At 59.4% G+C, this 21,761-nt stretch carries 25 protein-coding genes; 17 read left to right on the forward strand and 8 right to left on the reverse strand.

The annotated features are described in order from the left end of the window. Positions 1-45 precede the first annotated feature (45 nt). The 7 genes from AB4P96_RS20470 (at position 46) to AB4P96_RS20500 (ending at position 6,138) form a co-directional block, all read left to right on the forward strand. Positions 46-810, forward strand: a complete 765-nt coding sequence (locus AB4P96_RS20470; protein ID WP_176991964.1) for a hypothetical protein — start codon at positions 46-48, stop codon at positions 808-810. A 23-nt stretch (positions 811-833) separates the two neighbouring features. Then, on the forward strand, positions 834-1,256 hold the full coding sequence (locus tag AB4P96_RS20475; RefSeq protein WP_017137707.1) for a hypothetical protein: 423 nt from the start codon (positions 834-836) through the stop codon (positions 1,254-1,256). A gap of 82 nt (positions 1,257-1,338) precedes the next feature. Next, positions 1,339-2,004 (forward strand): response regulator transcription factor, encoded by a 666-nt coding sequence (locus AB4P96_RS20480; protein WP_017137706.1) that lies wholly within the window; start codon positions 1,339-1,341, stop codon positions 2,002-2,004. Then, a complete protein-coding gene (locus AB4P96_RS20485; protein WP_099547738.1) occupies positions 1,980-3,326 on the forward strand; it encodes an ATP-binding protein in 1,347 nt (448 codons plus the stop codon). Before AB4P96_RS20480 ends, AB4P96_RS20485 begins: the two co-directional genes overlap by 25 nt. Before the next feature lie 83 nt (positions 3,327-3,409). Then, positions 3,410-4,357 (forward strand): ornithine cyclodeaminase family protein, encoded by a 948-nt coding sequence (locus AB4P96_RS20490; protein WP_170038621.1) that lies wholly within the window; start codon positions 3,410-3,412, stop codon positions 4,355-4,357. A 21-nt stretch (positions 4,358-4,378) separates the two neighbouring features. Beyond that, positions 4,379-5,512: an FAD-binding oxidoreductase gene (locus AB4P96_RS20495; RefSeq protein WP_017137703.1), complete on the forward strand. Its 1,134-nt coding sequence runs from the start codon at positions 4,379-4,381 to the stop codon at positions 5,510-5,512. Next, positions 5,512-6,138: a transcriptional regulator gene (locus AB4P96_RS20500; protein ID WP_017137702.1), complete on the forward strand. Its 627-nt coding sequence runs from the start codon at positions 5,512-5,514 to the stop codon at positions 6,136-6,138. Before AB4P96_RS20495 ends, AB4P96_RS20500 begins: the two co-directional genes overlap by 1 nt. A 140-nt stretch (positions 6,139-6,278) precedes the next feature. On the opposite strand, the gene AB4P96_RS20505 is transcribed toward AB4P96_RS20500, so the two are convergent. Next, positions 6,279-7,055, reverse strand: coding sequence for an ABC transporter substrate-binding protein (locus AB4P96_RS20505; RefSeq protein WP_395600008.1), 777 nt, complete (start codon positions 7,053-7,055; stop codon positions 6,279-6,281). A gap of 388 nt (positions 7,056-7,443) precedes the next feature. On the opposite strand from AB4P96_RS20505, the gene AB4P96_RS20510 reads away from it, so the two are divergent. From AB4P96_RS20510 to AB4P96_RS20520, 3 genes are all read left to right on the forward strand, one after another. Beyond that, positions 7,444-8,193, forward strand: a complete 750-nt coding sequence (locus AB4P96_RS20510; RefSeq protein ID WP_026013754.1) for a response regulator — start codon at positions 7,444-7,446, stop codon at positions 8,191-8,193. Then, on the forward strand, positions 8,190-9,251 hold the full coding sequence (locus tag AB4P96_RS20515) for an ATP-binding protein (RefSeq protein WP_017137699.1): 1,062 nt from the start codon (positions 8,190-8,192) through the stop codon (positions 9,249-9,251). Before AB4P96_RS20510 ends, AB4P96_RS20515 begins: the two co-directional genes overlap by 4 nt. 220 nt (positions 9,252-9,471) lie before the next feature. After that, positions 9,472-9,777 carry a hypothetical protein gene (locus tag AB4P96_RS20520; protein WP_176991967.1) on the forward strand — a complete coding sequence of 102 codons (306 nt, stop codon included), beginning with the start codon at positions 9,472-9,474 and terminating at the stop codon, positions 9,775-9,777. A 195-nt stretch (positions 9,778-9,972) separates the two neighbouring features. Here AB4P96_RS20520 and AB4P96_RS20525 read toward each other — a convergent pair whose 3' ends face one another. Then, positions 9,973-10,827: a DNA/RNA non-specific endonuclease gene (locus AB4P96_RS20525; RefSeq protein ID WP_099547733.1), complete on the reverse strand. Its 855-nt coding sequence runs from the start codon at positions 10,825-10,827 to the stop codon at positions 9,973-9,975. 296 nt (positions 10,828-11,123) lie between these two features. On the opposite strand from AB4P96_RS20525, the gene AB4P96_RS20530 reads away from it, so the two are divergent. Next, positions 11,124-12,020: a LysR family transcriptional regulator gene (locus AB4P96_RS20530; protein WP_169987174.1), complete on the forward strand. Its 897-nt coding sequence runs from the start codon at positions 11,124-11,126 to the stop codon at positions 12,018-12,020. A 105-nt stretch (positions 12,021-12,125) separates the two neighbouring features. Here the strand turns inward: AB4P96_RS20530 and AB4P96_RS20535 are convergent, their stop codons facing one another. The 3 genes from AB4P96_RS20535 to AB4P96_RS20545 all read right to left on the reverse strand — a co-directional run bounded on the left by AB4P96_RS20535 (position 12,126) and on the right by AB4P96_RS20545 (position 14,399). After that, positions 12,126-12,425: a putative quinol monooxygenase gene (locus AB4P96_RS20535; protein ID WP_017137694.1), complete on the reverse strand. Its 300-nt coding sequence runs from the start codon at positions 12,423-12,425 to the stop codon at positions 12,126-12,128. Between the two features lie 239 nt (positions 12,426-12,664). After that, positions 12,665-13,735, reverse strand: a complete 1,071-nt coding sequence (locus AB4P96_RS20540; protein WP_395600009.1) for an NAD(P)/FAD-dependent oxidoreductase — start codon at positions 13,733-13,735, stop codon at positions 12,665-12,667. A gap of 172 nt (positions 13,736-13,907) precedes the next feature. Continuing rightward, positions 13,908-14,399: a DUF2938 domain-containing protein gene (locus AB4P96_RS20545; protein ID WP_395600010.1), complete on the reverse strand. Its 492-nt coding sequence runs from the start codon at positions 14,397-14,399 to the stop codon at positions 13,908-13,910. Between the two features lie 81 nt (positions 14,400-14,480). Here AB4P96_RS20545 and AB4P96_RS20550 point away from each other — a divergent pair, with 81 nt between their 5' ends. Together AB4P96_RS20550 and AB4P96_RS20555 are read left to right on the forward strand one after the other, a co-directional pair. Then, positions 14,481-14,906: a helix-turn-helix domain-containing protein gene (locus tag AB4P96_RS20550; protein ID WP_017137689.1), complete on the forward strand. Its 426-nt coding sequence runs from the start codon at positions 14,481-14,483 to the stop codon at positions 14,904-14,906. Between the two features lie 7 nt (positions 14,907-14,913). Beyond that, positions 14,914-15,069, forward strand: coding sequence for a hypothetical protein (locus AB4P96_RS20555; protein WP_186617397.1), 156 nt, complete (start codon positions 14,914-14,916; stop codon positions 15,067-15,069). Between the two features lie 57 nt (positions 15,070-15,126). Here the strand turns inward: AB4P96_RS20555 and AB4P96_RS20560 are convergent, their stop codons facing one another. After that, complete coding sequence (locus AB4P96_RS20560) at positions 15,127-16,491, reverse strand: glycosyltransferase family 39 protein (RefSeq protein WP_099547727.1); 1,365 nt, start codon at positions 16,489-16,491, stop codon at positions 15,127-15,129. A gap of 183 nt (positions 16,492-16,674) precedes the next feature. Beyond that, on the reverse strand, positions 16,675-17,460 hold the full coding sequence (locus tag AB4P96_RS20565) for a helix-turn-helix transcriptional regulator (protein ID WP_186617396.1): 786 nt from the start codon (positions 17,458-17,460) through the stop codon (positions 16,675-16,677). Between the two features lie 96 nt (positions 17,461-17,556). Here AB4P96_RS20565 and AB4P96_RS20570 point away from each other — a divergent pair, with 96 nt between their 5' ends. The 4 genes from AB4P96_RS20570 to AB4P96_RS20585 all read left to right on the forward strand — a co-directional run bounded on the left by AB4P96_RS20570 (position 17,557) and on the right by AB4P96_RS20585 (position 20,129). Continuing rightward, positions 17,557-17,808: a hypothetical protein gene (locus AB4P96_RS20570; protein ID WP_017137683.1), complete on the forward strand. Its 252-nt coding sequence runs from the start codon at positions 17,557-17,559 to the stop codon at positions 17,806-17,808. A 396-nt stretch (positions 17,809-18,204) separates the two neighbouring features. Continuing rightward, entirely contained in the window at positions 18,205-18,381 is a 177-nt protein-coding gene (locus AB4P96_RS20575) for a hypothetical protein (RefSeq protein WP_225933042.1), read from the forward strand. Between the two features lie 257 nt (positions 18,382-18,638). Beyond that, a complete protein-coding gene (locus AB4P96_RS20580; protein ID WP_017137681.1) occupies positions 18,639-19,094 on the forward strand; it encodes a GNAT family N-acetyltransferase in 456 nt (151 codons plus the stop codon). Between the two features lie 15 nt (positions 19,095-19,109). Then, a complete protein-coding gene (locus AB4P96_RS20585; RefSeq protein WP_138450023.1) occupies positions 19,110-20,129 on the forward strand; it encodes an alpha/beta hydrolase in 1,020 nt (339 codons plus the stop codon). A 100-nt stretch (positions 20,130-20,229) separates the two neighbouring features. On the opposite strand, the gene gabP is transcribed toward AB4P96_RS20585, so the two are convergent. Then, positions 20,230-21,642, reverse strand: coding sequence for a GABA permease (gabP, locus tag AB4P96_RS20590; RefSeq protein ID WP_178110952.1), 1,413 nt, complete (start codon positions 21,640-21,642; stop codon positions 20,230-20,232). Positions 21,643-21,761: the final 119 nt, after the last annotated feature.

Below are 21,761 nucleotides of genomic sequence, written 5' to 3' on the forward strand. Positions count from 1 at the left end.
TCTCCCCTGCGCCAACCACTGCGCAGTCAAGGAGAGGTAACCCCGATGAATGCCACAGCAGCCCGTTGGCTGAACAAAGTACCCGAGGTGACGCTGTCATTCTGGGTGATCAAGATACTGTCCACCACCGTGGGCGAAACCGGCGCGGATTACCTCGCCGTGGATGCAGGCTTCGGCGCCGGCTGGACCAGCTTCGGCATGGCCGCTTTGCTGGGGCTCGCGTTGTTCTGCCAACTGCGCACCAAGGCCTACACGCCCTGGATCTACTGGCTGACGGTGGTGCTGGTGAGCATTGTCGGCACACAGATCACCGATATCCTCACCGATAAGCTCGACGTCAGCCTGTACACCAGCACGGCGATTTTTTCGGTGTTGCTCGCGCTTAACTTCATCGTCTGGTATCGCACCGAGCGCAGCCTGTCGATCCGCGACATCGTGACCCCACGGCGCGAGTGGTTCTACTGGACCACCGTGCTGTGCACCTTCGCTTTAGGCACCGCCGCCGGTGACCTGGCCACCGAAGCCCTGGGCCTGGGCTTTACCCTCGGCGCGGTGATTTTCGCCGGTTTAATCGGCGTGATACTGCTGGCCTGGCGCCTGGGCGTCAACAGCGTGCTGACCTTCTGGATCGCCTACATCCTCACCCGCCCGTTCGGAGCCTCCCTCGGCGACCTGCTCACCCAAGCCAAGACGTATGGCGGCCTAGGCATGGGCGCCAGTTGGACCAGCGCGCTGTTCTTGTGCGTGATCGTGTTGCTGGTGGCCGTGGCGCAAATCAGCATCGGCAGCCGTAAAACCCTCATTCAATAAACTCTCACTCCAAGGAAACTGCCATGAGCAAAGTTCGCAATGTGATCCGCCATGCCGCCATTGTTTCAGCGATTTTTATGCTGGGCATCGCCACCGGTTGTTCCAAGCCGGCTGACAAACCTGCCAGCGCGGCCAACCCCACCAGCAGCCAGCGCCATATGTCGCAACTGGGTGATCTGTCGGCGTTTCGTAACATCGCGGTAGACGTTTCCGGTCTTGTCGCCAAGAACGACCTGGCAGGTGCCAAAGCCCGCATCAAAGACCTGGAAACCAGCTGGGACAGCGCTGAAGCCGGGATCAAGCCACGTGCCGCCAACGACTGGCACGTGCTCGACAAAGCCATCGACCGCGCCCTCTCGGCCCTGCGTGACGGCAACCCTAACCAGGCAGAGTGCAAAGCCTCGATGGACGACCTGCTCAAGACCTTCGACCTGATGAAGGGCTGATATCGGACAAATGCCTGCCCAGGTGCTTCAATACACACGCGGCGATCACCTCGCCGCGCGTGCTTTTTGTGCGGAGAGACTTATGCGAATACTGCTGGTCGAGGACGACCCGATGATTGGCGATGCGATCCAGCGTGCGCTCAGCGACGCGAGCTATGCCGCTGACTGGGTCAAGAATGGCCTCACCGCCCTCGCCGCCCTCGACACCCATCCCTATGACCTGGTGCTGCTCGACCTTGGCCTGCCTGGCAAGGATGGCCTCGACGTGCTGGACACGATTCGCGCACGCAACAACCCCGTGCCCTTGCTGATCATCACCGCCCGCGACAGCCTCGACGACCGCCTGCGGGGCCTTGACGGCGGCGCCGATGATTACTTGCTCAAGCCCTTCGATATCCCGGAACTGCTCGCACGCATGCGCGCCGTTCTACGGCGTAAAGGCGGCAGCGCCCAGTCGTTGCTGGGCAATGGCGTGGTGACGCTGAACCTGCTCACCAAGCAAGCCAGTACGCAAGAACAGCATGAGGTCGCCCTTTCCAGTCGCGAATTTGCGCTGCTGCAAGCGCTGTTGATTCGTCCCGGCGCCATCCTTTCGCGCAGCGAGTTGGAAGACCGCTTGTATGGCTGGGGCAATGAGGTGGAAAGCAACGCCATCGAATTCCTGATTCACGCCTTGCGGCGCAAATTGGGCACTCACGTGATCAAGAACGTCAGGGGCATGGGATGGATGGTTTCAAAAAACGTCTGAGCGAGTCAGTGCAACTGCGCCTGTCGGTGGCGTTATCCCTCGCTATTTTGCTGGTGGCCTTGGTGGCCAGCGTGTTCGCCTTTGTCTCGGCGTTTGAAGAAACCCACGAACAGCAGGACGCCACCTTGCGCCAGGTGGCGATGCTGTATGACCGCCAGCACATGACCCTGCAATACCCACAAGGCCCGGCGCTTAAAGGCGATGACGAAGAAACCCGGGTGATCATCCAGCACCTGAGTGACAGCCCAAGGGCCACGGGCACCACGGATGAAGCCTTGCCTTTGCCGTTTCCGGCCAGCCTCGCCGATGGCCTGTCTACCGTCGCCGTGGTCGGCGAAAATTTTCGCGTGCTGGTGCACACCACCGCCCGTGGTGAACGCATCGCCGTGGCCCAGGAATCCGATGCCCGCGACAAGGACGCCCGCGAAAGCGCCTGGCGCAGTTTGTTGCCGTTCCTGATTCTGTTTCCGGTGTTGTTACTGGTGGTCGGCGACTTGGTGCGCAAGTTGTTTCGCCCCATTGGCGTGCTTGCCGCAGAGATCGACCAACGGGCCGAGCAAGAACTGCACCCGATTGAAGAGCAGCACCTGCCCAGCGAAGTACGCCCGTTTGTGGTCGCGATCAATCGCCTGCTGGCACGCGTCGGGCAGTCCATGGACAGCCAACGGCGCTTTGTCGCCGATGCCGCCCATGAACTGCGTTCACCGATGACCGCCCTGGCGCTGCAAGCCGACCGGCTGGCCGCCACCGAGCTGTCGCCCGTCAGCCGCGAGCGGTTTGAGCCGCTGTCACGCGGCATTCAACGCGGGCGCAAACTGATTGATCAATTGCTGAGCCTGGCGGCAGCGCAGTCGGCGTCTGAGCGGGCGCAAACCACACTGTCGGTGCATACCGTGTACCGCCAGATACTGGAAGATTTGCTGCCATTGGCCGAGAGTAAACAGATCGATATAGGCGTTGAAAGCACCCAGGATGTGCAGGTGACGTTCAACGAATTGGACCTGTTTACGCTGGTGAAAAACCTGGTGGATAACGCCATTCGCTACACCCCGCCGGGTGGGCGTATCGACCTGTCGGTTGCGCTGACTGCCGACGGCGCTCAACTGCAAATCAAAGATTCCGGCCCCGGCATTACGCTAGAGGAACAGGCGCGCGTGTTCGATCCGTTCTATCGCAGCCTGGGCACCGACGAGGCCGGCTCCGGGCTTGGACTCTCGATCGTCAAGGTGATTGCCGATCGCACAGGCGCACGGGTGCAACTCGCGTTTACTGACGCCATTGCGCAACGGGGCTTGTGTGTCACGGTGTGGCTGGCGAAGTAACGTGCAGTTTTTTCTGACGTGGATATTGCCCAACAGAACTAAAAGTCCATAATGGACAAATTAGTTTATCTGCGGAGATTGCCATGTCCAGCACGCCCCTTGTCATGAATCAGGCCCAGGCCCGTGAATTGCTCACCCAGGTCGATGTGCCCCACATTCTGCACAAGCTGTTCCGCGACCTGGCGGCCGGGCTGGCGGTGCAGCCGGCGCAGCAGCTGGTGGAGTTCCCGCATGGGGCCGGCGACTTTATCAACTACCTGGGCGTGCTGGCCGATGAGGGCGTTTATGGCGTCAAGACGTCGCCCTACATCGTGCGCGAGCAAGGCCCACTGGTGACGGCCTGGACGTTGTTGATGTCGATGCACAGCGGCCAGCCGCTGATGCTGTGTGATGCGGCCGAGCTGACCACCGCGCGCACCGCTGCCACCACTGCATTGGCGGTGGACGTGCTGGCGCCTGCTGCCGCGCGGCGCCTGGCGATTATCGGCAGTGGCAAGGTGGCGCAAGCGCACCTGCACTACGTGCGCAACCTGCGCGACTGGCAGCAGATTCGCCTGTATTCACCGAGCCTGGGCCACGCCAGCGTCGACACCCTCGCCCACCTCAAAGGCCTGGACCCGCGCCTGACCCTGGCCGACAGCTGTGACAGCGCCGTGGAAGACGCCGATGTGATCCTGCTGTGTACCTCATCGGCCGGCCCGGTGCTCGACCCGGCGCGTTTGCGTAAGCCAGCGCTGATCACCTCCATCAGCACCAATGCGCCACGCGCCCATGAAGTGCCACCCGCCAGCCTGCACGCCATGCATGTGTTCTGCGACTATCGCCAGACCACGCCGGGCGCGGCCGGTGAGATGCTGATCGCCGCCGAGCAACACGCTTGGGACAAGCGCGCCGTGATCGGCGACCTGCCGGAGTTGCTCAGTGATATGGCGCAGCGCCCGGACTATGACCGCCACGTGTTTTTCCGCTCGATCGGCCTGGGCCTGGAAGACGTCGCACTGGCCAATGCCCTGTACCAAACCCAGCGCTAACCATTGTTTAAGGAGATGTTTATGAGCCATGCAGACTTCATCATCATCGGCGGCGGCATTGCCGGTGCATCCACCGGGTTCTGGTTGTCGCAGCATGGCAAAGTATTGGTGCTGGAGCGCGAAAGCCACCCGGCCTATCACTCCACCGGGCGCTCGGCGGCGCTCTACACCGCGGCTTATGGCACACCGCAAGTGCGCGCGTTGACCCTGGCCAGCCGTGCATTTTTTGATAACCCGCCGGCAGGCTTCTGTGAGCACCCGTTGCTGACGCCACGCGGGGAGATCACCGTGGATTTCAGCGGCGACCCGGCGGAACTGGAGCGTCAATACCAGAGCGCCAAGGCCACGGTGGCGCAGGTGGAACGGCTGAGTGTCGATGAGGCGTGCGCACGCTTGCCGATTTTGCGTCGTGAAAAAGTCCACGGCGCCATCTTCGACCCGACCGCCAGTGACATCGACACCGATGCCCTGCACCAGGGTTATTTGCGCGGTATCCGTCGCCATCACGGCGAAGTGCGTACCGACAGCCCGGTACTGGGCCTGAGCCGTGACGCCGACGGCCTGTGGCAGGTGCGTACCCAGGACGCGACCTACACCGCGCCGATCATCATCAACGCTGCCGGTGCCTGGGCCGATCAGATCGGCGGCCTCGCTGGCGCGGCGTCCATCGGACTGCAGCCCAAACGGCGCTCGGCGTTTATCTTCGCCGGGCCAGAGGGTGTCGACACGCATGGGTGGCCGATGCTGGTGGCCCTCGACGAAGCCTTTTACATGAAGCCTGACGCGGGCATGTTCCTCGGCTCACCGGCCAACGCCGACCCGGTCGAACCCCAGGATGTGCAGCCCGAAGAACTGGACATTGCCATGGGCATTTACCAGATCGAAGAAGCCACCACCTTGACCATCCGCCGTCCTACCCGCACTTGGGCCGGGCTGCGCAGTTTTGTGCCTGATGGTGATTTGCTCGCGGGCTTCGACCCGCAGGTGCCGGGGCTGTTCTGGGTCGCGGCGCAGGGCGGTTATGGCATCCAGACTTCACCGGCCATGGGCCAGGCCAGCGCGGCGCTGGTACGCGGCGCACCGTTGCCGGAGCCGCTGACGCGGTTTGGCCTGGACGCTGGTATGCTCTCGCCCGTCCGCCTGGAGCCGCATTGATGAGCATTGCTGAACAAGAAAACGTTGTGCAGAACTTTCGGGCGATCGCCGATGCGATCGCCACGCTGTTCTTTCCCCACGCCGAAGTGGTGCTGCATGACTTGCGCACGCAAAAGGTCGATTACATCGCCAACAACCTGTCGAAACGCGCCATTGGTGACGACTCCTCCCTGGAGGACATGCTCAGCGATGACATCCGCGAAGTGAATATCGGCCCGTACGAAAAGCTCAACTGGGATGGTCAGAAAATCCGCAGCCTGAGCACGGTGCTGCATGACCACAAAGGTCGTCGGCTGGCAGTGCTGTGCATCAACCTGAATATCTCGTTGTTCGAAAACGCCAAGGCGGCGCTGGACCTGTTCCTGTCACCGAGCAAGCTGATCCCACAGCCGGATTCACTGTTTCGTGATGACTGGCAGGAGCGCATCAACACCTTCTTGCATGCCTGGATGCGTGAACGTCAGTTGAGCCTGAACCTGCTGACCCGCGACCATAAGCGTGAGCTGGTGCTGGCATTGCATGCCGAGGGCGCGTTCAAGGGCAAGAGCGCGTCGAACTACGTGGCGAATGTGCTGGGGATGGGCCGGGCGACGGTGTACAAGCACCTTAAGGAATTGAAGGGCTGAACGATCATTCATCAACTGTGGGAGCTGGCTTGCCTGCGATGGCATCAACTCGGTATTCCTGATGTACCGAGGTGTCTGCATCGCAGGCAAGCCAGCTCCCACATGTGACCGAGTATGGCTCTACTGTTGCTGTTTCACGCTCAGTCGCCGTAGATATCGGACTTGAAATACTGCTGTGAAATCTTCTGATACTCGCCATTCGCGCGGATGCCGTCGATGGCCGTATTCAGCTCACTGACCAACTCGGCATTGCCCTTGCGCACCGCGATCCCGGCGCCCTCGCCCACGTATTTGGGGTCTTTGAGTTCCGGCCCGACAAACGCGTAGCCCTTGCCACGCGGCATCGACAGGAAGTCACTCAACGGGATGGTGTCGGCAAAAATCGCATCCAGGCGCCCCGCCGCCAAATCCATGTAGATTTCTTCGTTATTGCTGTAGCGCTTGACGTTGATGCCCTTGGGCTCGAACACCTCGGTGGCATAGCGGTCGGTGGTGGTGGCGCGCTGCACGCCAATGGTCTTGCCCTTGAGGCTGGCGTACTGGTCATCCACCACCGCGCCGTCCTTCATCACCAGGCGCGAGGAAGTGAAGTAATACTTGTGGGTGAAATCCACCGATTTCTTGCGGTCTTCGTTGATGGTCATGGATGACAGGGCCATGTCGATTTTCTTCACTTTAAGCGAAGGGATCAGGCCGTCGAATTCACCTTCCACCCACACGCACTTGACCTTCATCTGCGCGCACAAGGCATTACCGATGTCGTAGTCGAACCCGACGATCTTGCCATCCTGGGTCTTGGAGGCGAACGGTGGGTAGGCCGCCTCAATGCCGATACGCAAGGTTTTCTCAGCGGCCAGCACATGGCTTGAAGCAAACAGGCCCAGGGCCAGTGCAGCGATCAGCGCGGGTTTCTTCATGGTCGTTATCTCGCAAGTTGTTGTTGGTTTGGCAAGCGTGAAGAAAGAGAGGCATAGGCTTTTTGTACTTATAATTCCATATTGGACTTTTAGGTATTGATCGTCAATCCATGCCACCTTCCTAAGCGCTCGGGCACAAATTATTGCCCGCCTCCATCGTTTCTCCACAAAACCTCCCATGAATGCGCACGTTGGTTGCGCACACTTGCGTTAACCGTTGCGTAGATTTACCAGGAGAACACGATGATTCCTGCTCTGGAGGTCAGCACCCTCACCCAGAAGCTATGATCACTACTGGCAAACGTGGCCATGGACCGGCAGCCACGATAAGGCAGATAAGCACGAGCGCAGGGATGCACAGGCTCGCCGCGTATTCACCGAGCAGACCATGACTGATTTCCCCGTTGCATCGATGCCCCGCCCGGACTGCGTCAGAGAACCCCAGGCTCTCGTGCTGATTGCCGAAGATGAGCCGCAAATCGCCGACATTCTGGAGGCTTACCTCAAACGCAGCGGCTTTCGCACCGCCCACGCGCGTGACGGCCAACAGGCGCTGGACATGCACCTGGCGCTCAAGCCGGAGCTGATGTTGCTGGACGTGCTGATGCCCCACGTGGACGGCTGGCAAGTGCTCGCGCAAGTGCGCCAGCGCGGCCATACGCCGGTGATCATGCTGACCGCGCAAGACCAGGACATGGACAAGCTCATGGGCCTGCGCATCGGCGCCGACGACTATATCGTCAAGCCGTTCAACCCCGCCGAAGTGGTGGCGCGCACCCAGGCGGTACTGCGCCGCTCCATCGCTTATCGCGACCGCGCCTGCCCCACGGTGCTGCGGGTGGACGCGTTTGAAATTGACCTGGAAAGCTATGAAGCCACGGTGACGTTGGCCGGCCGCCGAGTGCCGCTGGCCTTGACCGTCACCGAATTCAGGCTGCTGGCGCAACTGGCCAAGGCACCGAAACGGGTGTTCACCCGCGCCGAGCTGTTGGCCCAGTGCTCACCGGAAAGCGACAGCCTGGAGCGCACGGTCGACAGCCATATCAGCAAACTGCGGCGCAAGCTCGAAGACCTCGGCGTGCAGGGTGTGCCCACCAGTATCCGTGGCGTCGGCTACCGGTTCGGGAGCATGGTGTGAAAGGGCTCAATGGCCTGAGCCGACAGATCATCCTGTCCATGTGCGCCGTGGTGCTGTGCGTGATCGCCCTGGCGGTGATCGGCTCATATATTTTTTATGCATTGCTGTGGACCTACTGGCCGCTCACCGACGCCGAAGTGGATGCATGGCTGCCGGCCAAGGCTGAATGGGTGTGGATGGGCCTGACCACGTGCGTGAGCCTGGCGGTGGGCTCGATTGTGGCGCTGAAACTGTCGCGGCGAATCCTGATGCCGCTTAACTCCGTGGCCGAGAACCTGCGCAAACTGGCCGACGGCGACCTGGACGTACAGGCCGTTGCCGGTGACCAGTCGATCGGCGAAGCGGCGATCCTGGTCAATGACTTCAACAGCATGGCCAAACGCTTGCAGCGCATGGCGCAGGAGCAAGCGTTCTGGAATGCCGCCATTGCGCATGAACTGCGCACACCCCTGACTATTCTGCGCGGGCGCCTGCAAGGGTTGGCCGAGGGTGTATTCGAACCCGACACCGCGCAGTTCTATAGCCTGCTGGGCCAGGTCGAAGGCTTGACGCGCTTGATCGAGGATTTGCGCGTGGTGGGCCTGGCCGACAGTGGCTACCTGGAACTCAACCTGCAAGAAGCCGACCTGGCGACAGGCATCGAAGACGATGTACGGTTGTTCGAACCGAGCCTGGTGGCCGCAGGTTTTGTGCTGCAACTGGACCTGCAACGCCGCACGATGCGCTGCGACCCGGCGCGCATTCGCCAGGCCTTGCTGGCCCTGCTGGATAACATTCGGCGGCACGCGACACCGGGCAATGTCATCGTCCACCTGAGCACCCGCGACGGCTTCAACTACCTGCGCGTGCGCGACGACGGCCCCGGCATCGACGAAGGTTTTGCCGCGCGCCTGTTTGACGCCTTCCAACGCGGTGAAAACTCCCGCTCACGCGCCCAGGGCGGCAGTGGCCTGGGCCTGGCCGTGGTGCGCGCTATCGCCCTCGCCCATGGCGGCGCAGTGACCTGCCGCCGCATGGAAAACGGCGGCACGCTGTTTGAACTCAGTTGGCACGTTTGATTGAGCGAGGCACGGCGATGCGTATGTTTTTTTCGGTGTTTAAGCGCCCGCCCCGTTATCGGCACTTTGCTTTATTGGACGCAAAGCAGGTGTGTATTGCGTTTAAAAGCTGCCGCACAAAACCTGTCGGCGAGCATTGGATAGAAGTCGAACGGGTCAACCTGTCTTGGCTGGGAACCACGCTCCCAGGCTGCGCGCGTACCGTTGAGGGAGGGTAAACATGAGCAATGACATTTCCCGACTCGAAGCCTCGTTAAGGCTGCACACGGCCCGTTTGAAAAGGTTGCAGCGTTTCTGGGTGCCGCTGCAACGGCGTGCCCCGAAGTGGGTGCTGGGGTTGTGGATTGCAGGCATCTTCATATCGCTGGCCACCCAATGTTACGAGCACTGGCTGGTGACCGCACCGATGATCTGCGCATTGATCATGGTGGAGATTATCGTCGATGAGCGGCAAATGACGCTGTTATTGCGCGTCGACCAGATGCGTGACCTGCTCAGAGAAGCACGCAACCGCTATCTGTGTTGATAAGCGCAGGTTGCTGGCGAGCCCTTGCGCAATCATCGTAGTCAATTTTGATCAGCAGATTCTTCAGGTCCGTGAACTACGCCTGGACTAAGTGAAGGCCGAGCGAAGCTGACAGTAAAGGCCAGTATCTGCACCGGTAACCTGTGGCGAGGGAGCTTGCTCCCTCGCCACAGAAGTGATACGGATCCTTAACTATTACAACGCTTGCTTGCACCCAATGCGCCCCGGCAACTGCCCTTGCCTGGCCTTCAACGCGGCCTGCACCGCCTGCGGCAGATCACTCCAGAACGTCAGCCCGGAGCGCTCTTCGATTTGACTCACGGGCACCTGGTAATCGCAGAAGTTCGCGCCTTTGGGCGTTTCCTGGTTCATGACGAACGAGGCGTACATTCCGCCTTCAGGCGAGCTGCCGACAAAGATGATTTTCCAGTAGCCACTGGGAATGGTGTGCACCTTGTTCGTACCCGGCAGCGTGCCGACAAAATGCTCATACAGCGGCCCGGTGGCGACATACACCGCGTCGATCCCCGCCTGCTTGCTCAGGTTGCGCTCCTGGTCTTCCAGGTGCGCCCACGGCCCCTGGTTGAGGTCGGACTTCTGCGGGGTGATGTTCGACAGGTAATTGAGGCTTTGCCAATCGGCTACCCCCGCCATCGAGGCGAGGTTGGCCTGATGGCCACGGTCGACTTTGAGCGCGACATTGGCGCCGTTGTAATCCACCGGGTCGAGGGTTTCGCCGGCCGGAATGTCCGGATCGGTCTGCCAGTCGCGCGAGCGGCCGCTGGCGGGGGTGGTCTTGGTGATTTTGTATGACACCCAGTTGGCAAACTTGGTCGAGCCATTATTGTTCAGGGTGTACGCCTGGCGGTTCAGCGTCAGTGGGCTGCCACCGCTGGGGCAGCCGACCGAGCAGTTGTCGAACTGCCAGGCCTGTTGGGGCTGTGCTTGCGGTGTGACGGCCGACTCACGGGTTCTGTCCGGTGTGGTACAAGCGGCAACCAGCGGGATCAACAGAAACGCGAGGTGTTTGGACTTCATACTTCCATGCATGGTGTAGCTCCTTGGGATGATTCAATGACAGAAGGTCTGTCGGCGGCTGCGATCCATCGCAAGCCGACATAAACATTAAACCACTTAAACGTTTCAAATTGCGTACAGGTTTCAGTGGGCGCTAAAAAAACCGATCACACCGCCGAAAATCAGGTTGCTGCTGTGCTTTTGATCCGCTGGGGATCACGTCAATGCAGGCGATTGGACGCGCAGGCCTTACAATGAGAGGGTCTGCTGCGGGTGCAGGCACGGGCACTTATCCTGACCGCTCACTTATTCCCAGGCTGGGGCTTTAAATGGACATCAAGCAACTCAAATTCCTGATCGCGCTGGAGCAGACCCGGCACTTCGGCCAGGCGGCTGCGCGCTGCCATATCACCCAGCCGACCCTGTCGATGCGCCTGCGCAATCTGGAGGATGAGCTGGGCCTGGAGTTGGTCACCCGTGGCCAGCGCTTCGAAGGCTTCACCCAGGCCGGCGAACGCGTGTTGGCCTGGGCCAGAACCCTGCTCGCCGCCCATGACGGTTTGTTTGCCGAAGCGGCGGCGTGTCGCGGGCAGTTAGTGGGTAGCCTGCGCCTGGGGCTGGTACCGCTCAGCGGGTTCAACTCGATCAGCTACATCCAAGGTCTGTCCCAGACGTTTCCAGAGCTCAAATTCAGCCTGTCGTCCATGAGTTCGGACAAGATCATCGAAGCCCTGGGCACCAATCAACTGGATTTGGGCGTGTGCTACCTGGACCACGTAAACCCCAATTACCTGGAGGTTTTTGAACTGGGCGAAACCCGCGTCGGCCTGCTGTACGACACGCGCCACTTCCAGTTCGAAGGCACCGAAATGAGTTGGGAAGATGCCGCGCAGTTGCCCCTGGGGATGATCAGCAACGGCATGCATTATCGAAAATCCATTGACCTGAGTTTCCGCAGCCGTGGCCTCGACCCGCAGCCCATTCTCGAAAGCGACTCGACCTATCAGTTGTTCCAGGCGATCCACGAAGGTTTTTGCTGCGCGATCATGCCGCTGGACAGTGGCATGGAAAACCCGATCGAGAACCTCGCCTTTATCAACTTGCCGGACGCCAGCGTGCTCGCGCCACTGGGGTTGGTGATGCGCAAGACCGAACCGCGCTCGGCCATCGCCGAGAAGTGTTTTACACACGCCAAACAGATGTTTGCCGGCAACGGCACGCACTGATCTGCAGCGCGAAAGGACGAACACTCTGACTGTGGCAAGCCTGCTTGCCACAGGTCCAGCGTCGCACCACCGTTAGGTCGATAACGGTGCAAGATGACGAATGGCTCAGTTCGACACTTGCTCAAGGAAAATCAGCTGCAGCGGCTCGCTAAGCAAGTCGTCGGCCGTGGCTGCAAATTGCTTGAAGTACGGCGTGGCAAAATGCGCATCGAGGGCCGCCTGGTCCTTGAACGACTCACGCATGTAGAAGGTGCCGGGGGCGTCGCGCAGCTCAAACAGCACATAGTCGAGGTTACCGGGCTCGGTGCGCGTTGGCGCAACCAGGGCCAGCAGGCCGTGTTTGAGTGCCTGCTGTTTGCCAGGTTTGGCTTTGAGTACGGCGATGGAAACCAAGGGTTTTGACACAGGGTTCGCTCCGTCAGGGGAATGGCTCGCACAACCTGCAATCAACAGCGCAAGCAGCGTCACACCCGTAGAAGTGATGAGGTTTTTAAATACCATGTTGATATACGCCGCAGGTGGTTAAGGAGAAACCCAGCGTAATGAAACCCCGGCTGCGTTAGCCATCCGCTCGGGGCGCATAGACTTTCAATGGAATGTTGAAAGTGATTGAAACGGCAGCTGACGATACAAGGTTCTGACGCTCACACCCGAAAACGCATCGGCCGAAAGTTGCTCAGCAATGGCGACGCGACACCGGTGATCAGCTCTTCGCTCAAGAGCCGCGCCAAGGTGGGCGCCAGGGTCAAGCCTGGATGGGCGCTCAAGATATAAAGCCCGCCGTCGTCGCCCGCTGGCCCCACAATAGGCAGGTGGTCGTCAGACAGCGGTCGCCACCCCACCGCTACGGACTTCAGCGCGATGGATTGTGCACCGTTCAACTGCCCACGAATGGCCTCAAGGGCTCTGAGCCCAATGGCAGCGGGGCCATTTTCGGGCGTATCGTCGATGTAGTCTTCAGCCGCAATCAGCGTACAGGTGTCGCCTTGACGAGCCTCCATTTCGGCGTTCGAAACAATGCCATTGAGCAGCGCCTGCGCCACTTCAAACTTCAACAGAATCGCCGGAGACGGTCGAATGGGCAGATGCAGGCTTTGGCCAACTAAAAGATCAAGCACTCCCAAGCCCGCAGCCAGTACCGTTTTTTTGCCATACCAATTGCCTGCCTGCGTACTGACGCCCACAACCTGGCCATTTTCAACGAGCAACTGGCTGACTGCACAATCGCAGACTACCCGTGCGCCAAAGCCTTCAGCGGCCAGAACCAGGCACTCAATGGCTTCGACCGGCGAGATGATCCCTGCCGCCTGCGTATAACGGGCGTGAAGAGGCGGGCGAGAAAGATTGGGCTCCAGTGCTCGGATTTCAGCCTGCGAAACCGTACGCGGTTGAAGGGAAGAAAGGTTCAGGCCCGCTGCTGATGCTTGGGGATTTTCCGGGCAGACGCCATAGGTCAATTCTGCACACCAACGCAACGGGAACGATGGCAACGCAGCCTGAAGGTGGTGGTAATCATCCATCACGCTATACGCCAGATGCTGCACGGGTTCAATCAATGCACTGGCATTGATCCACCCAAAGGCATGGCCGCTGGCACCGCTGGCAGGCCGGGCTTCTTCAATAAGCATCACGCGCTGCCCGGCCTTGGCGCTGTAATAGGCCAAAGCCGCACCATGAATGCCGGCCCCCACAATAATCAGATCGTATTGGTTCATTAAAACAACTCCCTTGCCTGGCACTTGCTTCTTCCCTGGGCCGCAGATCAACCCTGCCCGCTTGCCGCATGCTGATGCCTGCGATAGCCGGAAAGTGAAACCCCGGTTTGACGCTTTGAGTAGCGGCACAAGTATGAAGTATCGGAGAAGTCGCGCACATCAGCCGCGTCACTTACCAGCAGTGGCTGGAACATACTCCAGCCAGATAAAGCCCCACGCCGAACACCGCATGACTGATCAGACTGCGCAGGCAGTTCTTGCCCGGCGTGGGTGTCCTGGAGGAGGCAAACCCCGCGCCCATGGCAGGTTGTATGACACACAGCGGGACAGCCACGGTGGCGATACCCAGCACCAATGCCGGCATGAATGTGGGCGCCTGCAACCAGGCGATTCCTTCTATTCCCACCAGCAGCAGCGCAAACACAACCCCCGTGACGTAGTGCGCGATCCAGCCCAGGGCCACCTCACCCTGCACGGGCGGCGCTTGTGCAATGCTGCGATGCGCAAACTGCCCGTGGCAGGCATGCCCGACCCAGCGCCCCACGAAGGCGAAATTCAGCGTGGGCACCTTCAGTGCCTTCATCAACAGCATCCACATATCCATCACGACCGTAGCCCCGGCCCCCAATAAAATTACCTGTGCAGCCACGTGCAGCGATGCCATATCGACCCCTAATTCATGGACCCATTTAACCTGCGCAGGCATCATAGAAGTTGAAGTCAACTTCAAGTCAAGGGTCTGGTAATGGATATCACTGAGGTGGTCAAACGCACGGGCGTGCCGGCTCACACCTTGCGTTTTTATGCGAAGAAAGGGCTCATCACCTCCATCAGCCCGCCCGGCGCTCGCCGTCAGTTTGGCGCGGCGGTGATTGAGCAGTTGGCGGTGATCGCCCTCGGCCAGGCCGGCGGCCTGTCGCTGGACGAGATACAGGCCATGCTGTCCCCCAATGGCCAGGCCACGGTGGACAGAACGCTGCTGCTGGCCAAGGCCGATGAACTCGACGCGACGGTCAAACAACTGCAAGCCATGAGCCGCGGCTTGCGCCACGCTGCAGCCTGCCCTGCTCCCGACCACGCGCAATGCCCGAACTTTCGGCGGTTACTCGACATTGCCGCCGCGGGGGCGTTCAAGCGTGCCAGGCACGCGGGCGCGAGCCTGACACGTTAGTGTTCAGTTGACCCGTTGCAGGCAGCCGATCAAGGTCTCGATAAAGCCATGGAGCGCAGTAGGCAGCCTGCAATTTTCCAGTCACGGGTTGGGTGTAGTGATCGCCTTGCTATTCGGCTACTTCCTGAACACCCGCCTGAACGACCACCCGATGCTCGACTGAGGTTGGCGCATGACGTTTTTTGTTTGGCTTGATTCCGGGTCTGGCTGCGAACATACCCTACCAGAACCAATAAGGCAGAAACTTGGGTGTCGGCTCATCGGCCAATTCCAGGTGGTAAGTAATCGAATTGAAGAAAAACATATCCAGGACCAGGAAGGCGGCAGCACCAAAACACAACAGTACGAACTCCCGGTGTGGATGTGCATGAAACCGCGACGTCACCCAAGAGCGAATGGCAATAAGGCTGATCAACCCGGCACACGCGCCAAGATAGTTAGGCCGCAGCGGCGTCGCTGCATACAGGCCATAGATAAAGGCAAGTAACAACATGCCCAGGCCGACCATAGGTAAGTTGAGGCAGAACTTCAGCAACTTGTCGCGGGTACTTGCAAAGCGCTGACTGCGATCCACGAAGATATACGCGGCCAATAATGAAATCGCCGGCGTAATCGAAAGAATGTAACGCGCTTTCTTGGAACTTGGAATCGTGAACAGTACGATCACTACCAATAACCAACCGGTCAGGTACAGCAGCATCTGAGTGGCCGGCGCCGGCGAGCGATCCAAGAAGTGTTTGCCCTTCTTGATGATCACGTTTAATGCGATAAAGGCTGTGACGCCATAGGTGAGCAAGCCTGCAGAGAAGTAGAAGTAATAACGCGGGGCGTGATCAGCGCCAAAGCGCCCCAAGCCTTGCATAACCAGCACCTCTTGCACAAAAGCCTGCCCACCTTGCAGGTAGGCCGCGCCGCTCAGCACTGTGATACCTGCGGCCAGCACCAGGCCTGCGAGCAAGCAGAACACCACCAGCAGGCGCCATTGTCGACTTAACAGATAATAGGAGGCGACCACGCCCGCCGGGCCGATCAGGCCAATAGGGCCACGAAAGGCAAAGCCCAGCGCCAGGCCCAGGAGTACCGGCAGCACATGAAAACGGTGCGGGTGCAGTTGGCCCGCATAAGCCAGGTAAAAACACATCACGGTAAACAGCGCCGGGTAGATGTCCAGCGCCAAGGAATTCACGCCGTCCAGAAATGACCAGGTAAACAGCGCAAAGACCACCGCATAGGCGCCCCATTTTTTTTCGTGCAGGGCACCCAGCTTGTAAATAAACACCAGCATCAAGGCAGCCGCCACGCAAAAAGGCAGCCCCATCGACAGTATGGATACACGCCCAAACGGCAAGGAAACCAGGTACACAAGCAGTGTATTGAGCACCGTGTAATCGGGGTATGGCTGCAGGTCATCAGCAATGGGAAACAGTGTCACGCCATGGGCGAGCATATACTCGGCAAAGTCGACAAAGCGTGTGGTGTAGTTGAGCACGGCCGGTTTGTATTGCAGCACAGCCAATACAATAAACGCCACTATAAATATTGATGAACAGGGCTTGTTTACAGCCAGTTCCTTTAGCCTTTTCATGCGCGCCTGCTGCCTGTCGAAAACGCGCAGGCTAGCATGTTTTTTTTTCGCTCATCCAGACTGCAAAGGTAAAGAGTTGTAAAGGTTATACGCCCTGTTTATTCAGTTTAATTCGGCCTGAACAACAGCTTAATAATCATCAATAAAAGTGCAAACCACTAACTTCAGGTATTGATTTTTTACTCATAAACTCTCATGCGTTGTGAAGTAACGCCCAGGCGTCACCCCAAACGTGCGGCGAAACAGCGCGATAAAAGCACTGACGTTGTCATAGCCCAACTCCAGCGCCACACGCGTGACCGGCACACCCGCCGCCAGCCTCTCCAGCGCGCGCAACAAACGCACGCGCTGGCGCCACGCGGTGAAACTGAACCCCGTTTCCAGCACAAACCGACGTGTCAGTGTGCGCGGAGCGATGCCCGCCCATGTCGCCCATTCCTGCAGGTGGCGTTCGTCATCCGGGCAATCGGACAGCGCCTCGGCGATCTTGCGCAGGCGCGCATCCTGAGGCATCGGCAAGCCCAGGGTCACACGCGGCAAGGTTCGAATCTCATCCACAATCACCCCGGCCAAGCGTTGCTGCGCAGCATCCAGTTCAGGGCTCTGCCAGGCGGCAGCGCGCATCACCGCCTCGCGCAAAAGGCCGGAGGTGGCCAGGATGCAAGGCGTATCCGGCAGCTCGACACAGCCCTGCGGCGACACGTAGACACTCCACCCCGCGAAGGGACCATGGGAGCGCGCGCCATGGGCGACATTCGGCGGGATCCACACCGCATGGGTCGCCGGCACCACCCACTGGCTGGCGCCGGCGTCCACCGATAACAAGCCCTGGCCTGTGCCCAGCAACTGCCCACGCGCATGGCAATGGCGTTCGGTGATACGCGGTTCAGCGCCCACTCGGACCACGGCGACAACCAGCGGGTCATCGACAGCCGTTAATACCGAAGTGGGAATCAGCGGAGCGGACATAAGTGGCCTTAGCGGACTATTGATTGTCTTCAATAGCGTACCCAGGCCACATTGGTGCGTCTATAGTCGCAGCCTCAACTCCCAGGAATACACCGCATGCGCGCCGAAGAACTGTTGCCCGATGACCAGAACCAGACTGAACGCCACGGCGTTGTGATCCGCAAAGGCAGCGTCGGAGCCTTTCTGGTGAATGCCCAGGCCTGGTGTGATCCAAACACCGATGCACACCTGCGAACCGTCGCCGAGCAGGACCTGCTGGCGTTGCTCCCGGCGTTACGTGCCCTTGGGCTGTTCGAGGTGTTCAGGATTCGAGACCCGCAGTTGCAGCGCCTGGTGGATCAGTATTGAGCGCACGACTGGCGGACGGGTTGCTATCAGGATGCGGCCGATCTGCTGGCGCAATACGCACGTGCGGATGGCGGCGCGCAGCTGAGTTAAAACAACCCAGCCTACGTAATGCCAGCCAGTTAAGCGTTCGAGCTGACAATCACTGACCCGTGGCGAGGGCGCTTGGCCCCGCTGGAGTGCGTAGCAGTCCCATTTTTGGGGCCGCTTCGCGCCCCAGCGGGAGCAAGCTCCCTCGCCACAGTTGCGAGGCGACAAAACTCAGACCACTGTTTATCCACACAGCATAAAAAATGAAGCACGCTTGCGCTGTAGAAAAATAGCGCTATGACGGCAGTCATACGCTTCGGGCCATGTCGACCCGCATTCAAGCACGCACTTTACTTAAGGATGAGTATCATGAACGACGACTTGCAGCAGTCAGGCGCTACCACTACCACCCAGGCCACCGTCTCGCAGGAGCAGATCAAAGCCGCAAGAGTCCTGGATTTCACCTGGGCACCTGACGCCAACACGACCAGCACCATCGTCTCGACAGATTACATCGACTACCAGGTTGATACCTCCACACGTTAGCAACCCAGGGGTGCGAACAAATACGCTCAATCCACTCGATGAGCTGCAAGCCAGTACCTTCCCGGACGTCCCGGTCTTCCTGGCATTGCGCGTCAGGCCTGGTGCTTGACACGCTGACAGCAAAGCGCTGGCCAAGGAGGCGCTCAAGGCCAGCGCTGGCTGTATGCTGCTGATGCACTTGCCCGCTGTTCTTTTTTTGAACACTGCAAACGCCTTCAACACTAATACCTTACCCATTCGCCCCAACGGTGATTCCAATGGCCCAAGACCGACACTCGCCGGCCCATGAAAACCGGCTAATCCGCCAGGCCACGCCTGATGATGTGCGCGCCCTGGTGGAGTTGGACGCATACGCCACAGCCCACGCTCATCGACGCGTGTTTATCCATGATGCGGTAATTAGCCAGCGATGCCTGGTCGTCGTCATTGCCGGTGAATGCGCGGGCTACCTGGTGTTGACTGATGAGTTTTTCAGCTACGACTTTGTTGCGCTGGTGGTTGTGTCGCCGATACATCAACGCCAGGGTCTGGCGCTGCAATTATTGGCGGGCGCAGAAGCGTTGTGCAAAACGCCCAAGTTGTTTGCGTCAACCAACGCCTCCAACCTGGCGTCCCAGGCCATGCTCGCCAAGGCCGGGTTTATACCGAGCGGGCGAATCGAGAACCTTGATGAGCATGACCCTGAGCTTGTCTATGTAAAGTTCGTGCGCTAATCAGGAGGATTTCCTTTGACCACTTCCACGCTGACTTCGCGTTTTTACAGCACGCCCCGCCATACCACGCACTATCTGGAGTCGGGCCCGGCCGATGGGCCGTTGATGATCTTCCTGCACGGCTGGCCCGAGCTCAGCCTGATCTGGCGCGCGCAAATCGAAGCGTTCGCTGCCCAAGGCTGGCACTGCGTCGCACCCGACATGCGCGGCTATGGGGGCTCCTCTGCGCCCTCCGACATCAACGCCTACACCCTTGAAAACATCGTGGCCGACATGGCCGAGCTGCATGAGCATCTCGGTGGGGCACCCGCCATCTGGGTGGGCCATGATTGGGGCAGCGTGGTGGCAGGTGAACTGGCCGCCCATCAACCGCAGCGCAGCCGTGGCGTGGTGCTGGTGTCGGTGCCGTACTTCCCGAGCACCAATGCACTGCCCACGCTCGTCCCGCTGGTGGACCGAACGCTCTATCCGGCGGACCAGTACCCTGACGGTCAATGGGATTACTACCGCTACTACAACACGCACTTTGCGTCTGCTGTCGCTGATCTTGATGCGGATAAAGCCGCATCGCTGGCGTCGATTTATCGGCGAGGCGACCCGGCGAATATCTCCAAGGTGACGTCAAATGCCGAAGTGACCCGCAAAGGTGGACGGTTTGGCGAGGCGCATCGGGCGCCACCTACCCAACCAGACCTGGCGCTATGGCCGCAGGCGGACTTCGCTGCACTGGTACGCAGTTTCGAAGCCCATGGTTTCCGCGCACCCTGCGCGTGGTATCTGAACGACGATGCCAATATCGACTATGCGCACCGAGCGCCCGATGGCGGCCGCCTGTCATTACCCGTGTTGTTTGTGAATGGCGATTACGACCCGATGAATACCATCAAGGGCAATCGGTTGGGCGACCCCATGCGTGCGGCTTGCGCAGACCTCAGCGTAACCAGCTTGTCCGGCGGGCATTGGTTGCCGGTGGAGTGCAAGACGGAACTGGTTGAGGCTATAAGCACTTGGCTGCTGGGTAGAAAACTCGGGTGACGGTCGAGACAAAAAAACACCGAAGTGTCTATTACGTAAATCGCAGGCAAAAAAACCACTCACCCCTGGATAAGCCAATAACAGTGCGCCGACCGTGCTTTCATGGGCGCGAGACGGCGGGAATCGGTTTTTGTACAGAGTGGGGCTCCCGCGCGGTGATGACGCCGACCAGTGATATCAGCAAGGCCAGGCCGATCGTCGAAGACACCTCGAAGCGATGCTCGGGCGTTAAAAGCATCACCGCCAATGCACAGCAGATAAATACAATTACCGCCCAGGTGAGCCAGGGAAACAGCCACATTTTGAACGTCAGCAGAATATTGCGCTGTTGCAATACCTTGCGCATGCGCAATTGTGAAACGGCGATCACCAGGTACACCAGCAAGGCGATGGCGCCCGAACTGGCCAGCAAAAACTGGAACAGCCCAGCCGGCATGAAGTAACTGAGCAAGGTCACGCCCGCGCCCAGGATGGTGCTGGCGATCACCGCAGCCCTGGGCACACTCTGTGCCGAGGTCTTTTTCATCAAGGCTGGCGCGTCCCCACGCTTGCCCAGTGAATACAGCATGCGCGAAGCAATGTAGATGGAGGAGTTCATGCAACTGGCCACCGCAATCAACACGACGACATCCACCAGCAGCTTGGCATGGGGAATGTTCATCAACTCCAGTGCACGCTGATAAGAGCCGACCGACGCCAGCAACGGGTCATTCCAGGGCACCACGGAAATAACCACGAAGATCGATAACACGTAAAACACGCCGATGCGCCACATCACCGAACGTGTCGCTCGGGCGATATTCTGCGCCGGGTTGCTGGACTCCGCAGCCGCAATAGTGACGGCTTCAGTGCCGATAAAACTGAACATGATGGTAATGAATGCGCCGACGACGGCCGACAAACCATTAGGCGCAAAGCCTCCATGCTCATCCATCAGTCGACTCAAACCGCTGGCCTCCCGTTCGGGAATCCAGCCCATCAACACCGCGCCCCCCAGGCCGATAAAACCTATGATCGCCACCACCTTGGCCATCGCGAACCAGAACTCGAATTCGCCGTACTTGGACACACTGAACAAGTTGGTAACCACCAACAAAAAGATCGACAACAAGGCAAACAGCCAAGCGTCGATCTGCGGGAACCACTGGTTGAGAATATGCCCGGCGGCCAATGCTTCGATGGGAATCACAAGCACCCAGAACCACCAGTAAAGCCAGCCGATGGTGAACCCGGCCCAGCGGCCGATGGCTTGATCGGCATAGGTTGAGAAGGAGCCTGTGTCGGGGTTGGCGACCGCCATCTCTCCCAACATCCGCATTACCAGCACCACCAGCAGGCCGGAAAACAGGTAGGCCAGCATCACCGCCGGGCCCGCCGCCGCAATGGCATGCCCAGACCCGACAAACAACCCTGCGCCGATAATCCCTGCAATGGAGAGCATGGTGACGTGACGCGGCTTGAAACCCTGCGCCAGCTGGCCGCTTGCATCCTTCGAACTTGGGCTGTTGATCATTCTTATTGTTCTCTGTGATCGGCTTTAAGACGTTCTGACTATAGGGTCAGGCGATCATCATTCTCCAATGACGAGTCACAATACGCGGCCTTCCAACCGCAAAAATAGCCTCATAACGG

The sequence above is a fragment of the Pseudomonas sp. B19125 genome, assembly GCF_044218855.1.
GTDB lineage: Bacteria > Pseudomonadota > Gammaproteobacteria > Pseudomonadales > Pseudomonadaceae > Aquipseudomonas > Aquipseudomonas edaphica.